This window comes from Pseudomonas sp. NCIMB 10586, from assembly GCF_023127895.1.
Lineage (GTDB): Bacteria > Pseudomonadota > Gammaproteobacteria > Pseudomonadales > Pseudomonadaceae > Aquipseudomonas > Aquipseudomonas synxantha_A.
In genome coordinates this window covers 56,611-74,829 of record NZ_SPKQ01000051.1, presented here as the reverse complement: position 1 = coordinate 74,829, position 18,219 = coordinate 56,611, and the positions used below count along the sequence as shown (strand labels likewise).

Annotated in this window: 16 protein-coding genes; 10 read left to right on the top strand and 6 right to left on the bottom strand. The window is 59.4% G+C overall.

The window, feature by feature from the left end:
- Positions 1–8 precede the first annotated feature (8 nt).
- Both prpF and prpD read left to right on the top strand, forming a co-directional pair.
- Positions 9–1,199: a 2-methylaconitate cis-trans isomerase PrpF gene (gene prpF / locus E4P01_RS26600; protein ID WP_216091961.1), complete on the top strand. Its 1,191-nt coding sequence runs from the start codon at positions 9–11 to the stop codon at positions 1,197–1,199.
- A 178-nt stretch (positions 1,200–1,377) separates the two neighbouring features.
- Positions 1,378–2,862, top strand: a complete 1,485-nt coding sequence (prpD, locus tag E4P01_RS26595; protein ID WP_216091960.1) for a 2-methylcitrate dehydratase — start codon at positions 1,378–1,380, stop codon at positions 2,860–2,862.
- A gap of 134 nt (positions 2,863–2,996) precedes the next feature.
- Here the strand turns inward: prpD and E4P01_RS26590 are convergent, their stop codons facing one another.
- From E4P01_RS26590 to E4P01_RS26570, 5 genes are read right to left on the bottom strand one after another with little or no spacing between them, the layout of a single operon-like run.
- Positions 2,997–3,737 (bottom strand): alanyl-tRNA editing protein, encoded by a 741-nt coding sequence (locus tag E4P01_RS26590; RefSeq protein WP_216091959.1) that lies wholly within the window; start codon positions 3,735–3,737, stop codon positions 2,997–2,999.
- A gap of 2 nt (positions 3,738–3,739) precedes the next feature.
- Positions 3,740–4,732, bottom strand: a complete 993-nt coding sequence (locus E4P01_RS26585) for a serine O-acetyltransferase (protein WP_005790394.1) — start codon at positions 4,730–4,732, stop codon at positions 3,740–3,742.
- Positions 4,733–4,769: 37 nt separating this feature from the next.
- Positions 4,770–5,684: a cysteine synthase family protein gene (locus E4P01_RS26580; protein ID WP_148852811.1), complete on the bottom strand. Its 915-nt coding sequence runs from the start codon at positions 5,682–5,684 to the stop codon at positions 4,770–4,772.
- Between the two features lie 16 nt (positions 5,685–5,700).
- Complete coding sequence (gene moeB / locus E4P01_RS26575; RefSeq protein WP_248130173.1) at positions 5,701–7,563, bottom strand: molybdopterin-synthase adenylyltransferase MoeB; 1,863 nt, start codon at positions 7,561–7,563, stop codon at positions 5,701–5,703.
- Between the two features lie 23 nt (positions 7,564–7,586).
- Positions 7,587–8,531, bottom strand: a complete 945-nt coding sequence (locus E4P01_RS26570; RefSeq protein WP_032879916.1) for an EamA family transporter — start codon at positions 8,529–8,531, stop codon at positions 7,587–7,589.
- A 109-nt stretch (positions 8,532–8,640) separates the two neighbouring features.
- On the opposite strand from E4P01_RS26570, the gene E4P01_RS26565 reads away from it, so the two are divergent.
- The gene (locus tag E4P01_RS26565; RefSeq protein ID WP_005790387.1) at positions 8,641–10,065 is read left to right on the top strand and encodes a PLP-dependent aminotransferase family protein; all 1,425 of its coding nucleotides are present in this window, start codon (positions 8,641–8,643) and stop codon (positions 10,063–10,065) included.
- A gap of 104 nt (positions 10,066–10,169) precedes the next feature.
- Here the strand turns inward: E4P01_RS26565 and E4P01_RS26560 are convergent, their stop codons facing one another.
- Positions 10,170–10,988 (bottom strand): pyruvate, water dikinase regulatory protein, encoded by an 819-nt coding sequence (locus E4P01_RS26560; protein ID WP_003193298.1) that lies wholly within the window; start codon positions 10,986–10,988, stop codon positions 10,170–10,172.
- A gap of 178 nt (positions 10,989–11,166) precedes the next feature.
- Between E4P01_RS26560 and ppsA the strand changes: the two genes are divergently transcribed.
- From ppsA to sigX, 7 genes are all read left to right on the top strand, one after another.
- Entirely contained in the window at positions 11,167–13,542 is a 2,376-nt protein-coding gene (gene ppsA, locus E4P01_RS26555) for a phosphoenolpyruvate synthase (protein WP_005790384.1), read from the top strand.
- A 106-nt stretch (positions 13,543–13,648) separates the two neighbouring features.
- Positions 13,649–14,638, top strand: a complete 990-nt coding sequence (locus E4P01_RS26550) for an alpha/beta fold hydrolase (RefSeq protein WP_032879918.1) — start codon at positions 13,649–13,651, stop codon at positions 14,636–14,638.
- 229 nt (positions 14,639–14,867) lie between these two features.
- Positions 14,868–15,359, top strand: a complete 492-nt coding sequence (rraA, locus tag E4P01_RS26545; RefSeq protein ID WP_005790380.1) for a ribonuclease E activity regulator RraA — start codon at positions 14,868–14,870, stop codon at positions 15,357–15,359.
- A 15-nt stretch (positions 15,360–15,374) separates the two neighbouring features.
- Entirely contained in the window at positions 15,375–16,370 is a 996-nt protein-coding gene (locus tag E4P01_RS26540; protein WP_005790378.1) for a zinc transporter ZntB, read from the top strand.
- A gap of 86 nt (positions 16,371–16,456) precedes the next feature.
- The gene (locus E4P01_RS26535) at positions 16,457–16,702 is read left to right on the top strand and encodes a hypothetical protein (protein WP_005790375.1); all 246 of its coding nucleotides are present in this window, start codon (positions 16,457–16,459) and stop codon (positions 16,700–16,702) included.
- A 2-nt stretch (positions 16,703–16,704) separates the two neighbouring features.
- Positions 16,705–17,529, top strand: coding sequence for a mechanosensitive ion channel domain-containing protein (locus E4P01_RS26530; RefSeq protein WP_003193288.1), 825 nt, complete (start codon positions 16,705–16,707; stop codon positions 17,527–17,529).
- Positions 17,530–17,616: 87 nt separating this feature from the next.
- On the top strand, positions 17,617–18,207 hold the full coding sequence (gene sigX, locus E4P01_RS26525; protein ID WP_003193286.1) for an RNA polymerase sigma factor SigX: 591 nt from the start codon (positions 17,617–17,619) through the stop codon (positions 18,205–18,207).
- Positions 18,208–18,219 lie beyond the last annotated feature (12 nt).

Sequence of the window (18,219 nt, the reverse complement as noted above, 5' to 3'; positions counted from 1 at the left end):
GGACTACCATGGCACACGTAGCGCAAATCAAGATCCCCGCCACCTACATGCGTGGCGGCACCAGCAAGGGCGTGTTCTTCAGCCTCAAGGACCTGCCCGAAGTCGCGCAGGTGCCGGGGGCGGCCCGCGATGCCTTGTTGCTGCGGGTCATCGGCAGCCCCGACCCTTACGACAAGCAGATCGACGGCATGGGCGGTGCCACTTCAAGTACGAGCAAAACCGTGATCCTGGCCAAAAGCACCCGCGCCGATCACGACGTGGACTATCTGTTCGGCCAGGTCTCCATCGACAAGCCGTTTGTCGATTGGAGTGGCAACTGCGGCAACCTGTCGGCCGCAGTGGGCTCGTTCGCCATCAGCGCGGGCCTGGTTGACCCGGCCCGCGTGCCCGAGAACGGGGTGGCGGTGGTGCGGATATGGCAGGCCAATATTGGCAAGAGCATCATCGCCCATGTGCCGATCACCAACGGCGCGGTGCAGGAAACCGGCGACTTCGAACTGGACGGTGTGACCTTCCCGGCCGCCGAAGTCCAGCTGGAATTCATCGACCCGGCGGCGGAAGAAGAGGGCGGCGGTGGTTCGATGTTCCCCACCGGCAACCTCATCGACGACCTGGAAGTACCGGGCGTGGGCACCTTCAAGGCCACGTTGATCAACGCCGGTATTCCGACCATTTTCATTAACGCTCAAGACCTCGGCTACACCGGTACCGAACTGCAGGGCGCGATCAACAGCGACCCCAAGGCCCTGGCCATGTTCGAGACGGTACGGGCTTATGGCGCGTTGCGCATGGGCCTGATCAAGCACCTGGACGAGGCCGCTCAGCGCCAGCACACACCCAAGGTTGCGTTCGTGGCCAGGCCTGCGGACTACGTGGCCTCAAGCGGCAAGGTAATCAAGGCCGGCGATGTGGATCTGTTGGTGCGTGCTTTGTCCATGGGCAAACTGCACCACGCCATGATGGGTACGGCGGCGGTAGCGATCGGCACGGCGGCGGCGATCTCCGGCACCCTGGTCAACCTGGCGGCGGGCGGCGTGGAGCGCAATGCCGTGCGCTTCGGGCATCCGTCCGGCACCTTGCGCGTCGGTGCCGAAGCCACCCAGGTGAACAGCGAATGGGTGGTGAAGAAAGCCATCATGAGCCGCAGTGCGCGGGTGTTGATGGAAGGTTTCGTGCGCGTCCCCGGTGACGCTTTTTAGCTTTATGTGGGAGGGGGCTTGCTCCCGATAGCAGGGTGTCAGTCGCCCCATTCATTAACTGACCCACCGTCATCGGGAGCAAGCCCCCTCCCACAGGGATACAAGCAGGCAATCAGACCTGCGCAACGATTAACCCTGACCCTGAGGATGGAACAACCCAACTTTTAGGAGAACTGCCATGAGCGCCAACGTCGACCAGAACAACCGCCCCGACTACGACCAGTTTTTGCAGGACATCGCCGACTATGTCCTCAACTACCGCATCGAATCCCGGGATGCACTGGACACCGCCCGCAATTGCCTGATGGACACCCTTGGCTGTGGCCTGCTGGCCCTGCGGTTCCCCGAGTGCACCAAGCACCTGGGGCCGATAGTGGAGGGCACCGTGGTGCCGTTCGGCGCGCGCGTGCCGGGCACTTCGTTTCGCCTCGACCCGGTCAAGGCCGCCTGGGACATTGGCTGCATCGTGCGTTGGCTCGACTACAACGACACCTGGCTCGCCGCTGAATGGGGCCACCCTTCGGACAACCTCGGGGGCATTCTCGCCGTGGCCGATCACCTTTCGCAAAAACGCGTGGCCAATGGCGAGGCGCCGCTCACCGTACGTGCGGTGCTGGAAGCGATGATCATGGCCCACGAAATCCAGGGGGTGATCGCCCTGGAAAACTCTTTCAACCGCGTCGGCCTTGACCATGTGCTGCTGGTCAAAGTCGCCTCCACCGCGGTCACCGCCAAGCTGATGGGCGCCAATCGTGAACAACTGCTGTCGGCCTTGTCTCACGCTTTCGTTGATGGGCAGGCGTTGCGCACCTATCGCCATGCACCGAATGCCGGCTCGCGCAAATCCTGGGCCGCAGGCGATGCATCGAGCCGTGGTGTGCGCCTGGCGGATATCGCCCTGCGTGGCGAAATGGGCATCCCCGGTGTGTTGAGTGCGCCGCAGTGGGGGTTCTACGACGTGTTGTTCAGCCACACCAACAAGGACCTGGCGCTCAAGCCCACAGACAAGCGCGCCTTCAGCCTGCCTCAGGCCTACGGCACCTACGTGATGGAAAACGTGCTGTTCAAGATCAGTTTCCCGGCGGAGTTCCACGCGCAAACCGCCTGCGAGGCGGCGGTGACCTTGCACCCGCAGGTCAAGCATCGTCTGCATGAAATCGAACGTATCGTGATCACCACCCATGAGTCGGCGATTCGGATTATTTCCAAGGTTGGCCAATTGGCCAACGCTGCCGATCGCGACCACTGCCTGCAATACATGACGGCCGTGCCCTTGGTGTTCGGCAATCTGGTGGCCGAGCACTACGAAGATGATTTCCACGCGGCCCACCCGATCATCGACGAGCTGCGCGACAAGATGGTCATCGTTGAAGACCCACGCTATAGCCGCGAATACCTGGAGGCGGACAAGCGTTCCATTGCCAATGCGGTGCAGGTGTTCTTTATGGATGGCACCTGCACTGAGCAGGTAGCGGTGGAATACCCGATTGGCCATCGCCGCCGTCGGGTGGACGGTATCCCATTGCTGGAAGACAAGTTCAAAGCCAACCTGGCGACGCGGTTCACTGCGCAGCGCAGCGCCGAGATTGTTGCGTTGTGCAAGGATCAGGCACGGCTTGAGGCGACGGCTGTGAACCGTTTCATGGATCTGTTGGTGATCTAAAAAACAACGCGGCCAATGTGGGAGGGGGGTTGCTCCCGATAGCTGGGTGTCAGTCAACAGATTCATTGACTGGTCCACCCCTATCGGGAGCAAGCCCCCTCCCACATTTGTCCTCCATTGGGGCAACTATCGGGTCAGGTGCAAGCTTGTTCAAACCGCAGTATCACCCTGCGGTTGTGCTTGCTCTTCTTTTCGATTTTCTCGCAGAACACCCGGCCGATTTCCTCGGTGTTGAGCACATGGGTGCCGCCGCATGGCTGGATATCGATGCCGGGGATCTCAATCACCCGTACCGAGCCCGACACCACCGGTGGCGCAACCGCCTGGGTGCGGGTGATCTGTAGCAAGGTCGCGTATTCGGTGGCGGGCATCGACAGGGTCTTCACCGCGTGGGCCTGCTCGATCAGGGCGTTGAGGTCACGGGTTAGACCGTCTTTGTCCAGGGTCATTTCCGGCAGGTCGAAATCCAGTCGGCCTTTATCCGCACTGATGCTGCAACCGGTCACGGGCGCGTCAATGAGCGAGCACAACAAATGCAGGCAGGTGTGCATTTTCATGTGCTGGTAGCGCCGCTCCCAATCCAGGCCGGCGTCTACCTGGATGCCCGCCGTCAACTGCTCGGGGCAATGGTCAACCTGATGCCAGATGATCGAGCGCAACACCGGATCGCGCACGGTACCTGTCACCTCGACCCGCGTGCCATCGGGCAGGGTGAAATGGCCGGTATCGCCCGGTTGCCCGCCGCCGGTGGGGTAGAACAGTGTGTGCTCCAGGGCGATGCCGTGTTCACTGACCGCAATAACCCGGGCGCTGAACGCGTTCTGATAGGGCGCGCTGTCGAACAGCGCCAGGGTTTCCATGGTATGCACGGACATGTTCAACCTCCAACGATCAGTGGGCTGGCTTGCAAGAGATGGCGCACCATCGCGCTCAAGCCAGGGGGAGAGAGCAGGGTGATTTCAAATTCCGGCCCGCAGACTTTCAGGTTCAGCGGCAAGCGCGGCAGTTGTTCGCCGGTATCGACACGGTGCAGACGAAATTGCAGGTGGTGGCGCTCTTTCACCGTGGGTTCGAGCATTAACCCTTGCAGCGGATGAAAGTCGGCATCCAGCACCGTGACCTTATGACCGGCACTCACCTCACCGACGACGTGCAAGCGCTCATCCAGGGCAAAGGCGCCTAGGTAATTGCTGCGGTCCGATTCGTCGTTTTTTTGCAACTGGATCTGGTTGACTACCTTGACCTTGGTGCCTGCCGGTACGTCCTGGGTGATCACGCAGGAGGGGCTGATAAATACGTTGTCGCCGATCGACACGTAGCCCAGCACCCGGGCACCGGCGCCCACCTCGACGTTGTTGCCCAGGCGCGGGTGGCGCTTGCCGTCCGGATTGTTGGCGATGCCGCGGGCTCCCAGGGTCACGCCGCACAGGATGTAGCAGTCGTTGCCGATCACGCAGGTTTCGCCGATGACGGTGCCATAGCCATGGTCCAGTACAAAGCGCCGGCCGATACGCGCCGCCGGATGAATCTCGGCACCGGAGAGAATCTTGCCCTGGTTGCTGAGCTTGAGTGCCATGCGCGAAAACATCCCATGGCCCGGGTCGGGGAAATTCCACACCTGGTGCGCAAGACGATAGAACAGCACTGCCTTGAACGAGGCATAGGATTCCAGGATCAACTCACCGCGCCCACGCGATGCCGGGTCGCGATAGGCGTAGGCGATCAGGTCCTCGGCCACTGCTTGGGCGGCGTTCTGGATCAGTGGCGCCAGGTGTGGTTCCAACTGCTTCATCTGCCCGGGCGTCAGGGTCGTGATGAGATGGGTAAGCAACTCATCGTGCAGCAGTTGCATGTCGATAAAGCCCCCCATGGAGGCACCCCCGCATTCTGGATGATTGAAAAACCCGTTACTCGAAACTGGGCAGGTAGCTGTCGGCATTGTCGTAGACCATGGTCAGCACCACCGTTTCAGGCGGCAGTTCGGGGGCGAGTTGGGCGATGGCAACCATGTTGGCGGCGGAGGACAGCCCCAGGCTGATGGCGTCGGTGCGCATGATGCGTTTGATCATGTCCAGGCACGCCGAGTGCGACACCTTGAGCATGCCGTCGATCACGTCCAGGTTGAGGATGCTCGGGATCAGGCCAATCGACAGGCCCTGGATTGCGTGCGCAGCGTGCTGGTCTTTGAGCAGGTCGCATTCCTGCGGCTCCACGCCCATCACGCGGATCGCTGGCCAGGTGGCCTTGAGGGTTTCGCCAATGCCGGTGATATGGCCACCTGTGCCGATGCCGCTGACGAAGTAGTCCACGCGCTGATCACCGAAGGCGCGGATGATCTCCGGCGCGGTGGTGTCGCGGTGGGTCTGCGGGTTGGCGCCGTTGCGCTGCTGGTTGAGCATCACGAAGTTGGGGTTTTCCAACTGCAGTTCCATGCACTTTTCGCCATGGGAGTTGTTGCCCAGGCGGCTGTCTGACAGCACCACTTTGGCACCATACAGGCGTAGCAATTTCTGCTTTTCGGGGCTGTAGTTGTCAGGGATCACCAGCACCACTTTATAGCCCAGGACATTGCCGGCCATCACCAGGCCAATGCCGGTGTTGCCGCCGCTGGGTTCGATGATGGTTTGCCCGGAGTCACGGATCAGTACGCCACGGCGCTCGGCATCGAGGATCATGCCCAAGGCGATGCGCGCCTTGTGGCTGCCACCGGGGTTGAGGGATTCCAGCTTGGCGTAGACTTCGATGCCGAGGTCTTCGGAAAACTGGGCCAGGCGCACGATAGGCGTTTGGCCGATGACGTCGAGAATGGAGTTATGCAGCATCAGCAAGTCTCCACGATCAGTACAGAGGCATGTCGGGTTCGACGTCGCGAACCCAGTGCTTCATGCCGCCCTGCAGGACTTTGGTGTTCGCGAACCCGGCTGCCAGCAGGGTGCTGGCGGCTTGTTCGGCTCGGGTGCCCGCGTAGCAGATCAGGTAATGGGTGTTGTCGCGGCTGAGGTTGTCGAGTTGCCCATCCAGTTCGGCCAGGGGAATGTGCAACACGCCTGGCAGCTTGCACACTTCCAATTCGCTGGCGTCGCGCACGTCCAGCAATACATCGGCGCTGTTGGGGTGCTCAAGCACCTGCTTGAGGTTCTGAGGCTTGATGTAGCGTTCTGCCGCCAGCGACGGTTGGCTCGGTACGGCATCGGCACATGCCGTGGGGGCGGCGCTTTCGCTGCTGCGCAGCTCCGAGCAGCAGGGGCAGTCGAGGCGGCGCTTGAAGCGGATCTCGCTGAACTTCATCGCCAGCGCGTCAAAGCGCATCAAGCGGCCGGATAAAGGTTCGCCAATGCCGATCAGCAATTTGATCGCCTCGGTGGCCTGGATCATTCCTACCACACCCGGCAGCACGCCGATCACGCCGCCGGCGCTGCAATTGGGCGCCAGTTCTGCGGGCGGGGCCTTGGGAAACAGGCAGCGATAGCACGGCCCGCCTTTGTAGTTGAGCACGCTGATCTGCCCGTCGAAACGGTAGATGGCGCCATAGACCAAAGGTTTGCCCAACTGTACGCAAGCATCGTTGACCAGGTAGCGGGTATCGAAATTATCGGTACCGTCGATCACCAGGTCATAGGCGCCCACCAGTTCCAGAGCGTTGTCGGTGTCAAGCGCGGTGTTGTGCGCATTGATCCGGATATGAGGGTTGAGGTCCAGCAGGCGTTGCTTGGCGGACTCGACCTTGGGCATTCCCAGTGTGCTGTTGCCATGGACAATCTGGCGCTGCAGGTTGCTGCTTTCCACCACGTCAAAATCCACCAGCCCCAGGGTGCCGATGCCTGCCGCTGCCAGGTACAGGCTGATGGGCGAGCCCAGGCCCCCGGTGCCGATGACCAGAACTTTGGCTTTCTTCAGGTTCAATTGGCCTTCGCGGCCGACGCCCGGCAGGGTGATGTGGCGCACGTAGCGCTGCACTTCTTCGTTGCTCAGGGTGTCGATGTCCATGCCGCCTGAGGTGGCGAGCAACACTTCGATCCGGGATTTTGGCGGCAGGACTTCATCGGCTTCGATCAGCGCCTCCTCGGCGGTAAACAGGAAGTGTTCCTTGAGCTGGTTGTTCTTTTCATGGAACAGGTACTGACGCAATTGGGGGTGATTGGTGCAGAGATTTTCAATGACTTCGCGCAATGTCGATCCGGCGCCCTCAAGGGTCGATTCCGGCAGCTTGGCCACGCGAACCAGAATGTCGGGGAAAGAGACAGCGTTCATGGACAACTCCGTGTGCAGGTCGTTGAAGGGTTGAGGTGCGAAATGCTTGCCATCCCAGGCAAACAGTTTTGAGCCCAGGACCTGGCTCTGGCGAACATCCACCACCAGATAGCTGACGGGGTAGATCGGCTCCCCCATGAACAGCGCCTTGTCCTGGTCTTCATCACTGAAATAGGCGCCGACATCCGGGTGGCAGTGATAGATCACCACCACCGGATTGTCGCTGCGAAACGCCTTGTTCAGCAGCAGGGTATCGGCCACCGAGAAGGTGTAGCCGTTGGCCGCGCTGCGGGGGTACATCTGGGAGTTCTTGTGGTGCAGCTCGTTCTGGATATTGCTGCCCAGGTACACACTGCCGTCGGCGAAGACGAAGCCGCAGCACTCTTCTGGGTAGCTGCGGCTGGCGTGGGCGTAGATCTGTTCCAGGGCGGTGGGGCGGAGGACTTCCATGTTTCTCTCGCGTTGGTTGAGGGTCATTTTTTCTTGGCCAGGAGTTTTTCAACCGGCAGTTTGGTGATCGCAAAGCCGGCCAGCAGAATCGCCGAATACAGCATAAGGTCGCGGGAAATTTCCACGCCTTCGTACCAGGCACCGATGATCACCGCGAACACCGGGAAGATGATGAAGACGAACGACAGGATGATCGGGCTCAGGCGCTTGAGCAGCATGAAATACACAATAAACCCGCCTACCGAGGCCACCAGCCCGAGGTAGAACAGTGCAGTCCAGGAGCGCAGGGTGATGTCATTGAAGGCTGGCGTTTCAAACCACAGGCCGGCGACGAACAACATCAGCCCGGCGATGCCGATGGGCAGGGTGTTGTAGGTAATCACGCTGATGGCACTGCCTTTCTGCTTGGTAATCACGTAGCACAACGCGTGCATGATCGCGGCGCTCAGTATCGCCAACACCCCGAAGAACTCGGCGTGGTCCAGGTGCAGGCCCTGGCTCTTGATGATCATGTAGAGGCTGCCAAACCCGATACCGATGCCAACGACCTGGGAGAAGTAGATGCGCTCACGCAGGAACAGCGCCGAAAAGATCAGGATGAATACCGGCATGCAGCTGAACAGCAGGGCCGTCAGGCCGGATGACACGTGCATCTCGCCATAGTTGAGCAGGTAATAGGGAACGCTGAAGTACGACAGGGTCACAAACACAAAGAACCAGCGGCTTTCCCGTGGGAACAGGATCGGCTCGCGGCGCACCATGGCAAAACACAGGAACAGCGGAAACGCGATCAGAAAGCGCAGCCCGGCGGATGTCAGCGGCGGCACGCTCTCTACGGCGATCTTGATGCCCAGCCATGTAGTGCCCCAACTCAGGCACACGATCAGAAACATCAAGCTGGTCACCAGCCCGGCGAGCCACTGTTTTTGAGTTTTTGTTTTTGCAGTGTTTTCGAGAACGGCGGACATTGGCATCTTTTATTGCTTCCCTGAGCCGGAATTGAACTCTATATTGAACTTGTAATGAGTTATGTTTATCGGCGATTGAACCCGTAAAAGCACACTATTAGGGCGAAAGATGGCTGTCAAAACAAATATTGACATGGTGTCAATTATGCGTGAGGGCCTGTCCAACGGGCAGGGCGTGAAGTACAAGCGCCTGTCTGATGTGATGGAGCGGGGCATCCTCGAAGGCTTGATTGAACCGGGACGAAAACTGCCGCCCCATCGGGTGCTGTCCGACAACCTGGGGGTGACCATTGGCACCATCAGCCGGGCCTACGGTGAGCTGGAGCGCCTGGGCTTGGTGGTTGCACGGGTCGGTGACGGAACCTTCGTGCGCAAGCGTGGGATGGAGCGTCAGCGTGATGAAGGCTTTCGCAATTTCAGCGAGGAGCCGCGCCAGTACTTCGACATGAGTCGCAACATGCACATTCCGGGGCAGGAAACGGTGTTTCTTGCCCAGAGCTTCCAAACGCTGTCGACCAACGCCAAGTTCCTGCAGGACATCAGCGCCTATACCCCCGACGCCGGCTTGCCGCGTTACCGTGAAGCCGGGGCGCAATGGCTGGTGCAGCGCGATTTTCATCCGATTCCAGAGCAGGTCATCTGCGTCAACGGCGGCCAGCACGGTTTGCTGTGCGCGATGATGGCGCTGCTGCGTGCTGGCGATACGGTAGTCACCGAGCAACTGACTTATCCTGGGCTGATTACGGCTGCGCGCATGTTGGGCGTGCGCCTGATTGGCCTGGAAATGGATGAAGAAGGCGTGTTGCCCACGGCGCTGGATGAGGTCTGTCGTAATCACCGCATTTCGGCGTTGTACTGCACGCCGACTATTCAGAATCCCACGACGGCGGTGTTGTCGGTGGCGCGTCGCGAAGCCTTGGCCAAGGTGTGTCGTGAGCACAACCTGCTGATTCTCGAGGACGAAGCCCACGGCGTGCTGGTTGAGGATCGCCCGCCGCCCCTCAGCTATTTCGCGCCTGAGCGTACGATTTTGATCAGCAGTCTGAGCAAAGCGGTGTCGGCAGGGTTGCGGGTAGGCTACGTGCACGCGCCACCGGCACTGGTCAGCCGCATCTCGGCGGCACTGCGCTCGACCTGCTGGATGGCGACGCCTGTGACCCTGGAACTGGCCACCCAGTGGATCGAAAACGGCACGGCGGAATATCTGTTGCGCCAACAAATCAACGAAATCAGCCGCCGCAAGACCTTGGTCGAGGATTTATTGACCGGGCTGGCGTATCGCACCCACCTCAACAGCCCGCATTTCTGGATCGAAGTGCCGGAGCCATGGCGTGCGTCGGAAATCGAGGCAGAGCTCAGGCAGAACAATTACCTGATCGCCACCGCCGAGGCGTTTGCCGTGGGGCAGACGGCGGTGCCGCAGTTTATTCGGGCGAGTATCTGCAATACGTCTGGCGATGATCAGTTACTGCGCGAGGGGTTTGATGCGCTGGCGACGGCGTTGGGGCAGGGGGGGGGGCGGTTTCATCTGTAAATCCGCGTTACCGTTCATCGCAGGCAAGCCAGCTCCCACAGGGGAACGCATTCCAACTGTGGGAGCTGGCTTGCCTGCGATAGCGTCAGATCAGGCGCCAGAGATCACTTGAAGCGCCGCTCCACACCCTTCTCAACCAAAATCTTTGCCGAAATCTCTTCCACCGAAAAATGCGTGGAATTGATGTGTGCAATATTCTCGCGACGGAACAGATTTTCCACTTCACGCACTTCGAATTCGCACTGCGCATAGCTGGAGTAGCGGCTGTTGGGCTTGCGTTCGTTACGGATGGCGGTCAGGCGGTCCGGGTCGATGGTCAGGCCGAACAGTTTGTGCGAGTGGGCGCGCAGGGCGGCGGGCAGCGTCAGGTGCTCCATATCGTCTTCGGTCAGCGGGTAGTTGGCCGCACGGATACCGAATTGCATGGCCATGTACAGACAGGTCGGGGTCTTGCCGCAACGCGACACGCCCACCAGGATCAGGTCGGCCTTGTCATAGTAGTGGGTGCGGGCGCCATCATCGTTGTCGAGGGCAAAGTTCACCGCCTCGATGCGTTCCATATAGTTGGAGTTATGCCCGATGGAATGGGACTTTCCGACAGAGTATGAAGAATGCTCACTCAACTCCTGTTCCAATGGCGCCAGGAAGGTCGAGAAAATGTCGATCATGAAACCATTCGACGTTGCGAGAATCTCACGAATGTCTTGATTGACGATGGTGTCGAAAATGATCGGGCGAAAACCGTCTTTTTCAGCCGCCAGATTGATTTGTTGTACCATGGCCCGCGCTTTATCCACGCTGTCTATATAAGGCCGGGTGAATTTGGCGAAGGTAATGTTTTCGAACTGCGCAAGCAGGCTCTGGCCCAGTGTTTCGGCTGTGATGCCGGTGCCGTCGGAAATAAAGAAAGCAGATCGTTTCATTTGAGCCCTGGGCCTTAAGCTGATGGCGAATCTTGGATATGATAGGCGCGATTTTGCCGTCCCGCAGTGGGCCGCATTCTCACTTATTTTCCAGGTCCAGGCCACAAGCGCTGGCGTTAGCTCCTACTGAGCAACCCGCGTCCTGAGCTTTTCCAACACAGAAAGTGGAGAGATCACCTTGGTAGAGTACGTAGTTTCCCTCGATAAGCTCGGCGTCCATGATGTAGAGCATGTGGGGGGCAAGAACGCATCCCTCGGCGAGATGATCAGTAATCTTGCAGGCGCTGGTGTCTCGGTGCCCGGTGGTTTCGCCACCACGGCCCAGGCTTACCGCGACTTCCTCGAACTGAGCGGCCTCAACGCCCAGATCCACGCCGCGCTGGATGCCTTGGACGTCGACGACGTCAACGCCCTGGCCAAGACCGGCGCCCAGATCCGTCAGTGGATCATGGAAGCCGAGTTCCCCGAGAAGCTCAACGAAGAAATTCGCACCGCCTTCGCCACCCTGTCCGCCGGCAACCCGGACATGGCTGTCGCCGTACGCTCCTCGGCCACCGCCGAAGACTTGCCGGACGCTTCCTTTGCCGGCCAGCAGGAAACCTTCCTGAATATCCGTGGCGTGGAAAACGTCATTCGCGCGGCCAAGGAAGTATTCGCCTCGCTGTTCAACGACCGCGCTATTTCCTACCGTGTACACCAGGGTTTCGACCACAAGCTGGTGGCCTTGTCTGCTGGTGTGCAGCGCATGGTGCGTTCGGAAACCGGCACTGCTGGCGTGATGTTCACCCTGGACACTGAGTCGGGCTTCCGTGATGTGGTATTCATTACCGGTGCCTACGGCCTGGGCGAAACCGTCGTACAAGGCGCGGTCAACCCTGACGAATTCTACGTGCACAAGCACACCCTTGAGGCCGGACGCCCGGCCATCCTGCGCCGCAACCTGGGCAGCAAGGCGATCAAGATGATCTACGGCGACGAAGCCAAGGCCGGTCGCTCGGTGAAAACCGTTGACGTCGACAAGGCCGAGCGCGCGCGTTTCTGCCTGACCGATGCTGAAGTCAGCGAACTGGCCAAACAGGCGATGATCATCGAGAAGCACTACAAGTGCCCGATGGACATCGAGTGGGCCAAGGACGGTGACGACGGCAAGCTATATATCGTGCAAGCGCGTCCGGAAACCGTGAAGAGCCGCACTTCGGCCAATGTCATGGAGCGTTACCTGCTCAAGGAAACCGGCACCGTACTGGTGGAAGGCCGTGCCATTGGCCAGCGCATCGGTGCTGGCAAGGTGCGGATCATCAAGGACGTGTCGGAAATGGACAAGGTCCAGCCCGGCGACGTGCTGGTTTCCGACATGACCGACCCGGACTGGGAGCCGGTGATGAAGCGCGCCAGCGCCATCGTCACCAACCGAGGCGGGCGTACTTGCCACGCGGCGATCATCGCCCGTGAACTGGGGATCCCGGCGGTAGTCGGTTGCGGCAACGCCACCCAACTGCTCAAGGAGGGCCAGGGTGTCACCGTGTCTTGCGCCGAAGGCGATACCGGTTTCATCTTCGAAGGTGAGCTGGGCTTCGATATCAAGCAAAATTCCATCGACGCCATGCCCGACCTGCCGTTCAAGATCATGATGAACGTCGGCAACCCGGACCGCGCCTTCGATTTCGCGCAGTTGCCGAACGCCGGGGTGGGCCTGGCCCGCCTGGAGTTCATCATCAATCGCATGATCGGCGTGCACCCCAAGGCCTTGTTGAACTATGACGGCCTGCCGCTGGACATCAAGGAAAGCGTCGACAAGCGCATCGCCGGCTACAACGACCCGGTAGGCTTCTATGTCGAGAAGCTGGTGGAAGGCATCAGTACGCTGGCAGCGGCGTTCTACCCGAAAAAGGTCATCGTGCGCCTGTCGGACTTCAAGTCCAACGAATATGCCAACCTGATCGGCGGCAAACTCTACGAGCCGGAAGAAGAAAACCCGATGCTGGGCTTCCGTGGCGCCTCGCGTTACATCAGCGAAGCCTTCCGTGACTGCTTCGAGCTCGAGTGCCGTGCACTCAAGCGCGTGCGCAACGAGATGGGCCTGACCAACGTCGAGATCATGGTGCCATTTGTGCGCACCCTGGGCGAAGCGAGCCAGGTGGTCGACCTGCTCGCCGAAAACGGCCTGACTCGTGGCGAGAACGGCCTGCGCGTGATCATGATGTGCGAATTGCCGTCCAACGCCATCCTCGCCGAAGAGTTCCTGGAGTTCTTCGACGGTTTCTCCATCGGCTCCAACGACCTGACCCAGCTGACCCTGGGCCTGGACCGCGACTCCGGGATCATCGCTCACCTGTTCGACGAGCGTAACCCAGCGGTCAAAAAGCTGCTGGCCAATGCCATCCAGGCGTGTAACAAGGCCGGCAAGTACATTGGTATCTGTGGCCAAGGCCCTTCCGACCACCCTGACCTGGCCAAATGGCTGATGGAGCAGGGCATCGAAAGCGTCTCGCTGAACCCGGACTCTGTGCTGGAAACCTGGTTCTTCCTGGCGGAAGGCCAAGCGTCCGCTTAACGTCACAACGTCAAAAGTGCCGGTCACTCGTGAGGGTGACCGGCATTCTTATCTGTACTGGGCGGGAACTCCTTGCGGACGCCGCCCTTTTTTGTGCAAGAGCATTATGCAAAGCAGCAGCAACCTGTTTCCCGTCGCCTTGATCAGCGCTGAACGTCGTGGCGACCTGAGTGAAGACGTCTACCGGCTCAAGCCCGGCAATAGCCCTGATGGCACCGTCGAGCTGGCGGTTACCCGTTTGGGCCTGGCCGATGTCCCGGAAAACCGGGGCACGCCGATTATTTTATTGCATGGCAGCTTTTCCAATCGGCGCTTCTGGTACTCGCCCAAGGGGATCGGCCTGGGCGCGTACCTGGCGCGCCGGGGTTTTGATGTGTGGATCCCGGAAATGCGCGGCCATGGGCTGTCCAAGCGCAACCATGAGTACGCCAGAAACCGCGTCGCCGATTACGCCCGCTACGATTTGCCGGCCATGGGGGCCTTTGTGCGTGAGCAAAGCGGGCAGGTCCCGCACTGGATCGGGCATTCCCTCGGTGCCACGACCTTGGCTGCGGCCCTGGGCGGGCAACATTTGGGGGCGCCTGAGGTGGCTTCGGTGGCATTGTTCGGCTGCCAGGTCAGCCGCACCCATTGGCCGTTGAAAATTCCACCCGTGGAGTGGGGTACTCGGTTGATCCTCAAGCGCCTTGCCCATGTGTCTGGCCCACGCTTCAAGCGCGGCCCCGAGGATGAGCCGGCGGGAGTGATGATCGAAGCGATGCGCTGGAATGGCCTGTTCGGCCGCTTCGGCGATGCCGAATGTGACTGGTGGAAGGGCTTGGCGCAGATCGATGTGCCGTTGCTCGCGGTCAGCGCGGCGGGCGATCGGCAAGACCCGGACTGGGCGTGTCGCAAGCTCTTCGAGCAGGTCGGCAGCGAGCATCGCCAGTATCTGTGCCTGGGGCGCGAGCAGGGTTTCAGCGAGGACTTCGGGCATGTGCAGATGCTGGTCAGCAAAGCCGCGCAGGCCGAAGTATGGCCATTGGTGGAACGGTGGTTGAACGACCCCCTGACACCATTATTCGGGACTCGACCCCAAGTGGCCGCAGCAGTTTGAGCAAACGCTCTACCAAGGGCGTTTCACTCTTGAGTGGTTGCGGCTAAGATATGACGCGCTGGGCGCTTCTGGTCATATTCAGTCGCGCAACGTGTATTGCGTTGCGCTGATGCGGGTCCGATCATGGCGGCTCACCACTGGCAGGCACTTAAAGAATGCCTGTCGCGGCGCGTTTTTCTGATGTACACCGTGGATGTTCGATCTCTTCTTTGACGACAGGAGCTTCTCGATGAACCATTACGTGACCCCCGACCTGTGTGACGCCTACCCGGAACTGGTGCAGGTAGTGGAGCCGATGTTCAGCAACTTCGGTGGCCGAGATTCTTTTGGGGGTGAGATCGTCACCATCAAATGCTTCGAAGATAATTCCCTGGTAAAGGAACAGGCTGACCAGCCGGGCGCTGGCAAAGTGATGGTCGTTGACGGCGGAGGCTCACTGCGCCGCGCGTTGCTGGGCGATCTGATTGCCGATAAAGCTGCGAAAAATGGCTGGGAAGGGCTGGTGATCTATGGTTGCGTCCGGGATGTGGATGTTCTCGCCCAGACCGACTTGGGTGTGCAGGCACTGGCCTCCCACCCGATGAAAACCGACAAGCGTGGCCTCGGTGACCTGAACGTCGTTGTGACGTTCGCGGGTGTGACGTTCCGTCCGGGTGAGTACATCTACGCCGACAATAACGGCGTGATCGTGTCGCCCAGCCCGCTGAAAATGCCTGAATAAACCCAAGGAGTCTGGATGTTCGAGGAAGAGAACGCGCAATGGGGGCTGGTACATGCCCTGGTGCTGGATGGTAAAGGCGGTGCGCGTTCGATTGCCCGGACTGAGCTCGACGATCTGCAGTTGCAACCCCAGGAAAGCCTGTGGCTGCATTGGGATCGCAGCCATCCCCAGACCCAGACCTGGCTGCGCAAATCCAGCGGCCTGAGCGAATTTGCCTGCGACCTGCTGCTGGAGGAGAACACCCGCCCACGGTTGTTGCCGTTGCCCGACGCCGAATTGCTGTTGTTTCTGCGCGGGATCAATCTCAACCCCGGGGCAGAGCCGGAGGACATGGTTTCGGTGCGTATCTTCGCCGCCGCCAATCGTGTGATCTCCCTGCGTTTGCGCCCGTTGCGCGCCACCGATGAGCTATTGGTGCAACTGGCGGACGGCAAAGGCCCAAAAACGGCGTCTGAACTCATCCTTTATATGGCTCAGTACCTGACCAACAAAGTGCAGGATCTGGTTACAGGGTTGTCTGAAATCGTCGATTCCGAGGAAGAAAAACTCGATGCCGACGAACGGTATACCCCAGAGCACGGCAGCGTTTTGCAGATCCGTCGGCGCGCGGCCGGGCTCAAGCGGTTTTTGGCACCACAGCGGGATATTTTTGCCCAGCTGACGCGAATAAAATTGGCATGGTTTTGCGATGACGATGCTGACTATTGGAACGAGTTGCACAACAGTCTGACCCGTTACCTGGAAGAGCTGGAACTGGCCAGAGAGCGCGTGGGGCTTGTGCTTGAGGCCGAAGACCGGCGCTTGAGCCTGCGCATGAACCGCACCATGTATCGCTTCGGGATCATCACCGGGATCTTCTTGCCGATGAGTTTTCTCACCGGTTTGCTCGGTATAAATGTGGGTGGCATTCCGTTCTCCGAGAGCCCCTACGGATTCATGATTGCGTGCCTGTTGATGGTCTCGGTGGCCCTGGGACAATGGTGGCTATTTCGACGATTACGATGGGTTTGAGCTGAATATGACCTGAACGTAGGAAAGGGTCGATGTGACCCGATGAATTTTACCCTCGTCTTTTAATTCACTTGCGAGAGGTCTCTATGCACGATCCGTTCGAACAGTCTTTGCGTGACATGCTCAATGCTTCGCCATCCAACCGTGATGACGATGCTTGCCTGGGTCGCGTATTGAAAACCGCCAACCGTCAGGTCGGTGCGGGTGATCTGTTCGGGCTGCTCGGGCGTTGGTTGCCGGCATTGATGATGGCCCTGAACAACGGTTCGGCCCATGTGTCACCGGTTTCCCGCCGTAAACCTCTTGCTCGCACTGCTGATAAGGCTGATTGAATATGGAACTTGATCTCTGGACCCAGAGCCTGGTCACCGCGATGACCGCATTGTGGACCAAGGTTGCGAATTTCATTCCCAACCTGTTTGGTGCCCTGGTCCTGGTGTTGCTGGGCTTTGTCGTGGCCAAGTTGCTCGACACCCTGTTGTCCAAGCTGCTCGCCAAACTCGGGCTGGATCGCCTGATGGCCGGCACCGGTTTGACCAAATTGCTGGGTCGCGCCGGGCTGCAGGTGCCGATTTCTACCTTGATCGGCAAGATCGTCTACTGGTTTGTTCTACTTATTTTTCTGGTTTCTGCAGCGCAATCCCTTGGACTTGAGCGAGTTTCAGCTACGCTCGACATGCTGGCACTGTATTTGCCGAAAGTTTTCGGCGGCGCGCTGGTGTTGCTGGTAGGTGTTTTACTCGCGCAATTGGCCAATGGGCTGGTGCGCGGGGCCGCTGAAGGCGTGGGGTTGGACTACGCGGCAGGCTTGGGGCGAATCGCACAGGGGCTGGTGATCATCATCAGTATTTCCGTCGCGATCAGCCAGTTGGAAGTCAAGACTGACCTGCTGAACCACGTTATTGTGATTGTTTTGATTACCGTTGGTCTGGCCGTTGCACTAGCCATGGGTTTGGGAAGCCGGGAAATTGCCGGTCAGATTCTTGCGGGAATCTATGTGCGTGAGCTATATCAGGTTGGGCAACAAGTGCGTGTGGGCGAGGTTGAAGGGCAGATCGAGGAGATCGGCACGGTCAAGACGACAGTGCTGACCGATGACGGAGAACTGGTTTCGCTGTCCAACCGGATTCTCCTGGAGCAGCAGGTCAGTAGCCGCTAATCCGGCAAACCCTGCTAATGTACGCCGCCGCAAACCCGGGTGACCGGGTTGCAACGGACATTGACCTGACTGCCGGCACGACTTGTTTTGAATAAAGCCCAAACGCTGTCCACGCGCTATGACCCCCGTGAGCTCTCTGATGAGGAGTTGGTCGCGCGCTCGCACACGGAGCTGTTTCACGTAACACGCGCGTACGAAGAATTGATGCGCAGGTATCAACGCACTCTGTTCAACGTTTGTTCAAGGTATTTGGGGAACGATAGAGACGCGGACGATGTCTGTCAGGAAGTGATGCTCAAGGTGCTATATGGCCTGAAGAACTTCGAGGGCAAATCGAAGTTCAAGACCTGGCTGTACAGCATCACGTACAACGAGTGCATCACGCAGTATCGGAAGGAACGGCGAAAGCGTCGCTTGATGGACGCTTTGAGTCTGGACCCCCTTGAGGAGGCGTCTGAAGAAAAGGCGCCGGCACCCGAGGAGAAGGGCGGACTTGATCGCTGGTTGGTGCATGTGAACCCGATTGACCGGGAAATTCTGGTGCTTCGCTTTGTCGCAGAGCTGGAATTCCAGGAAATCGCTGACATCATGCATATGGGCTTGAGTGCTACAAAAATGCGGTACAAACGTGCTCTTGATAAATTACGTGAGAAATTTGCGGGCGAGACTGAAACTTAGTGCGTAGCAAAT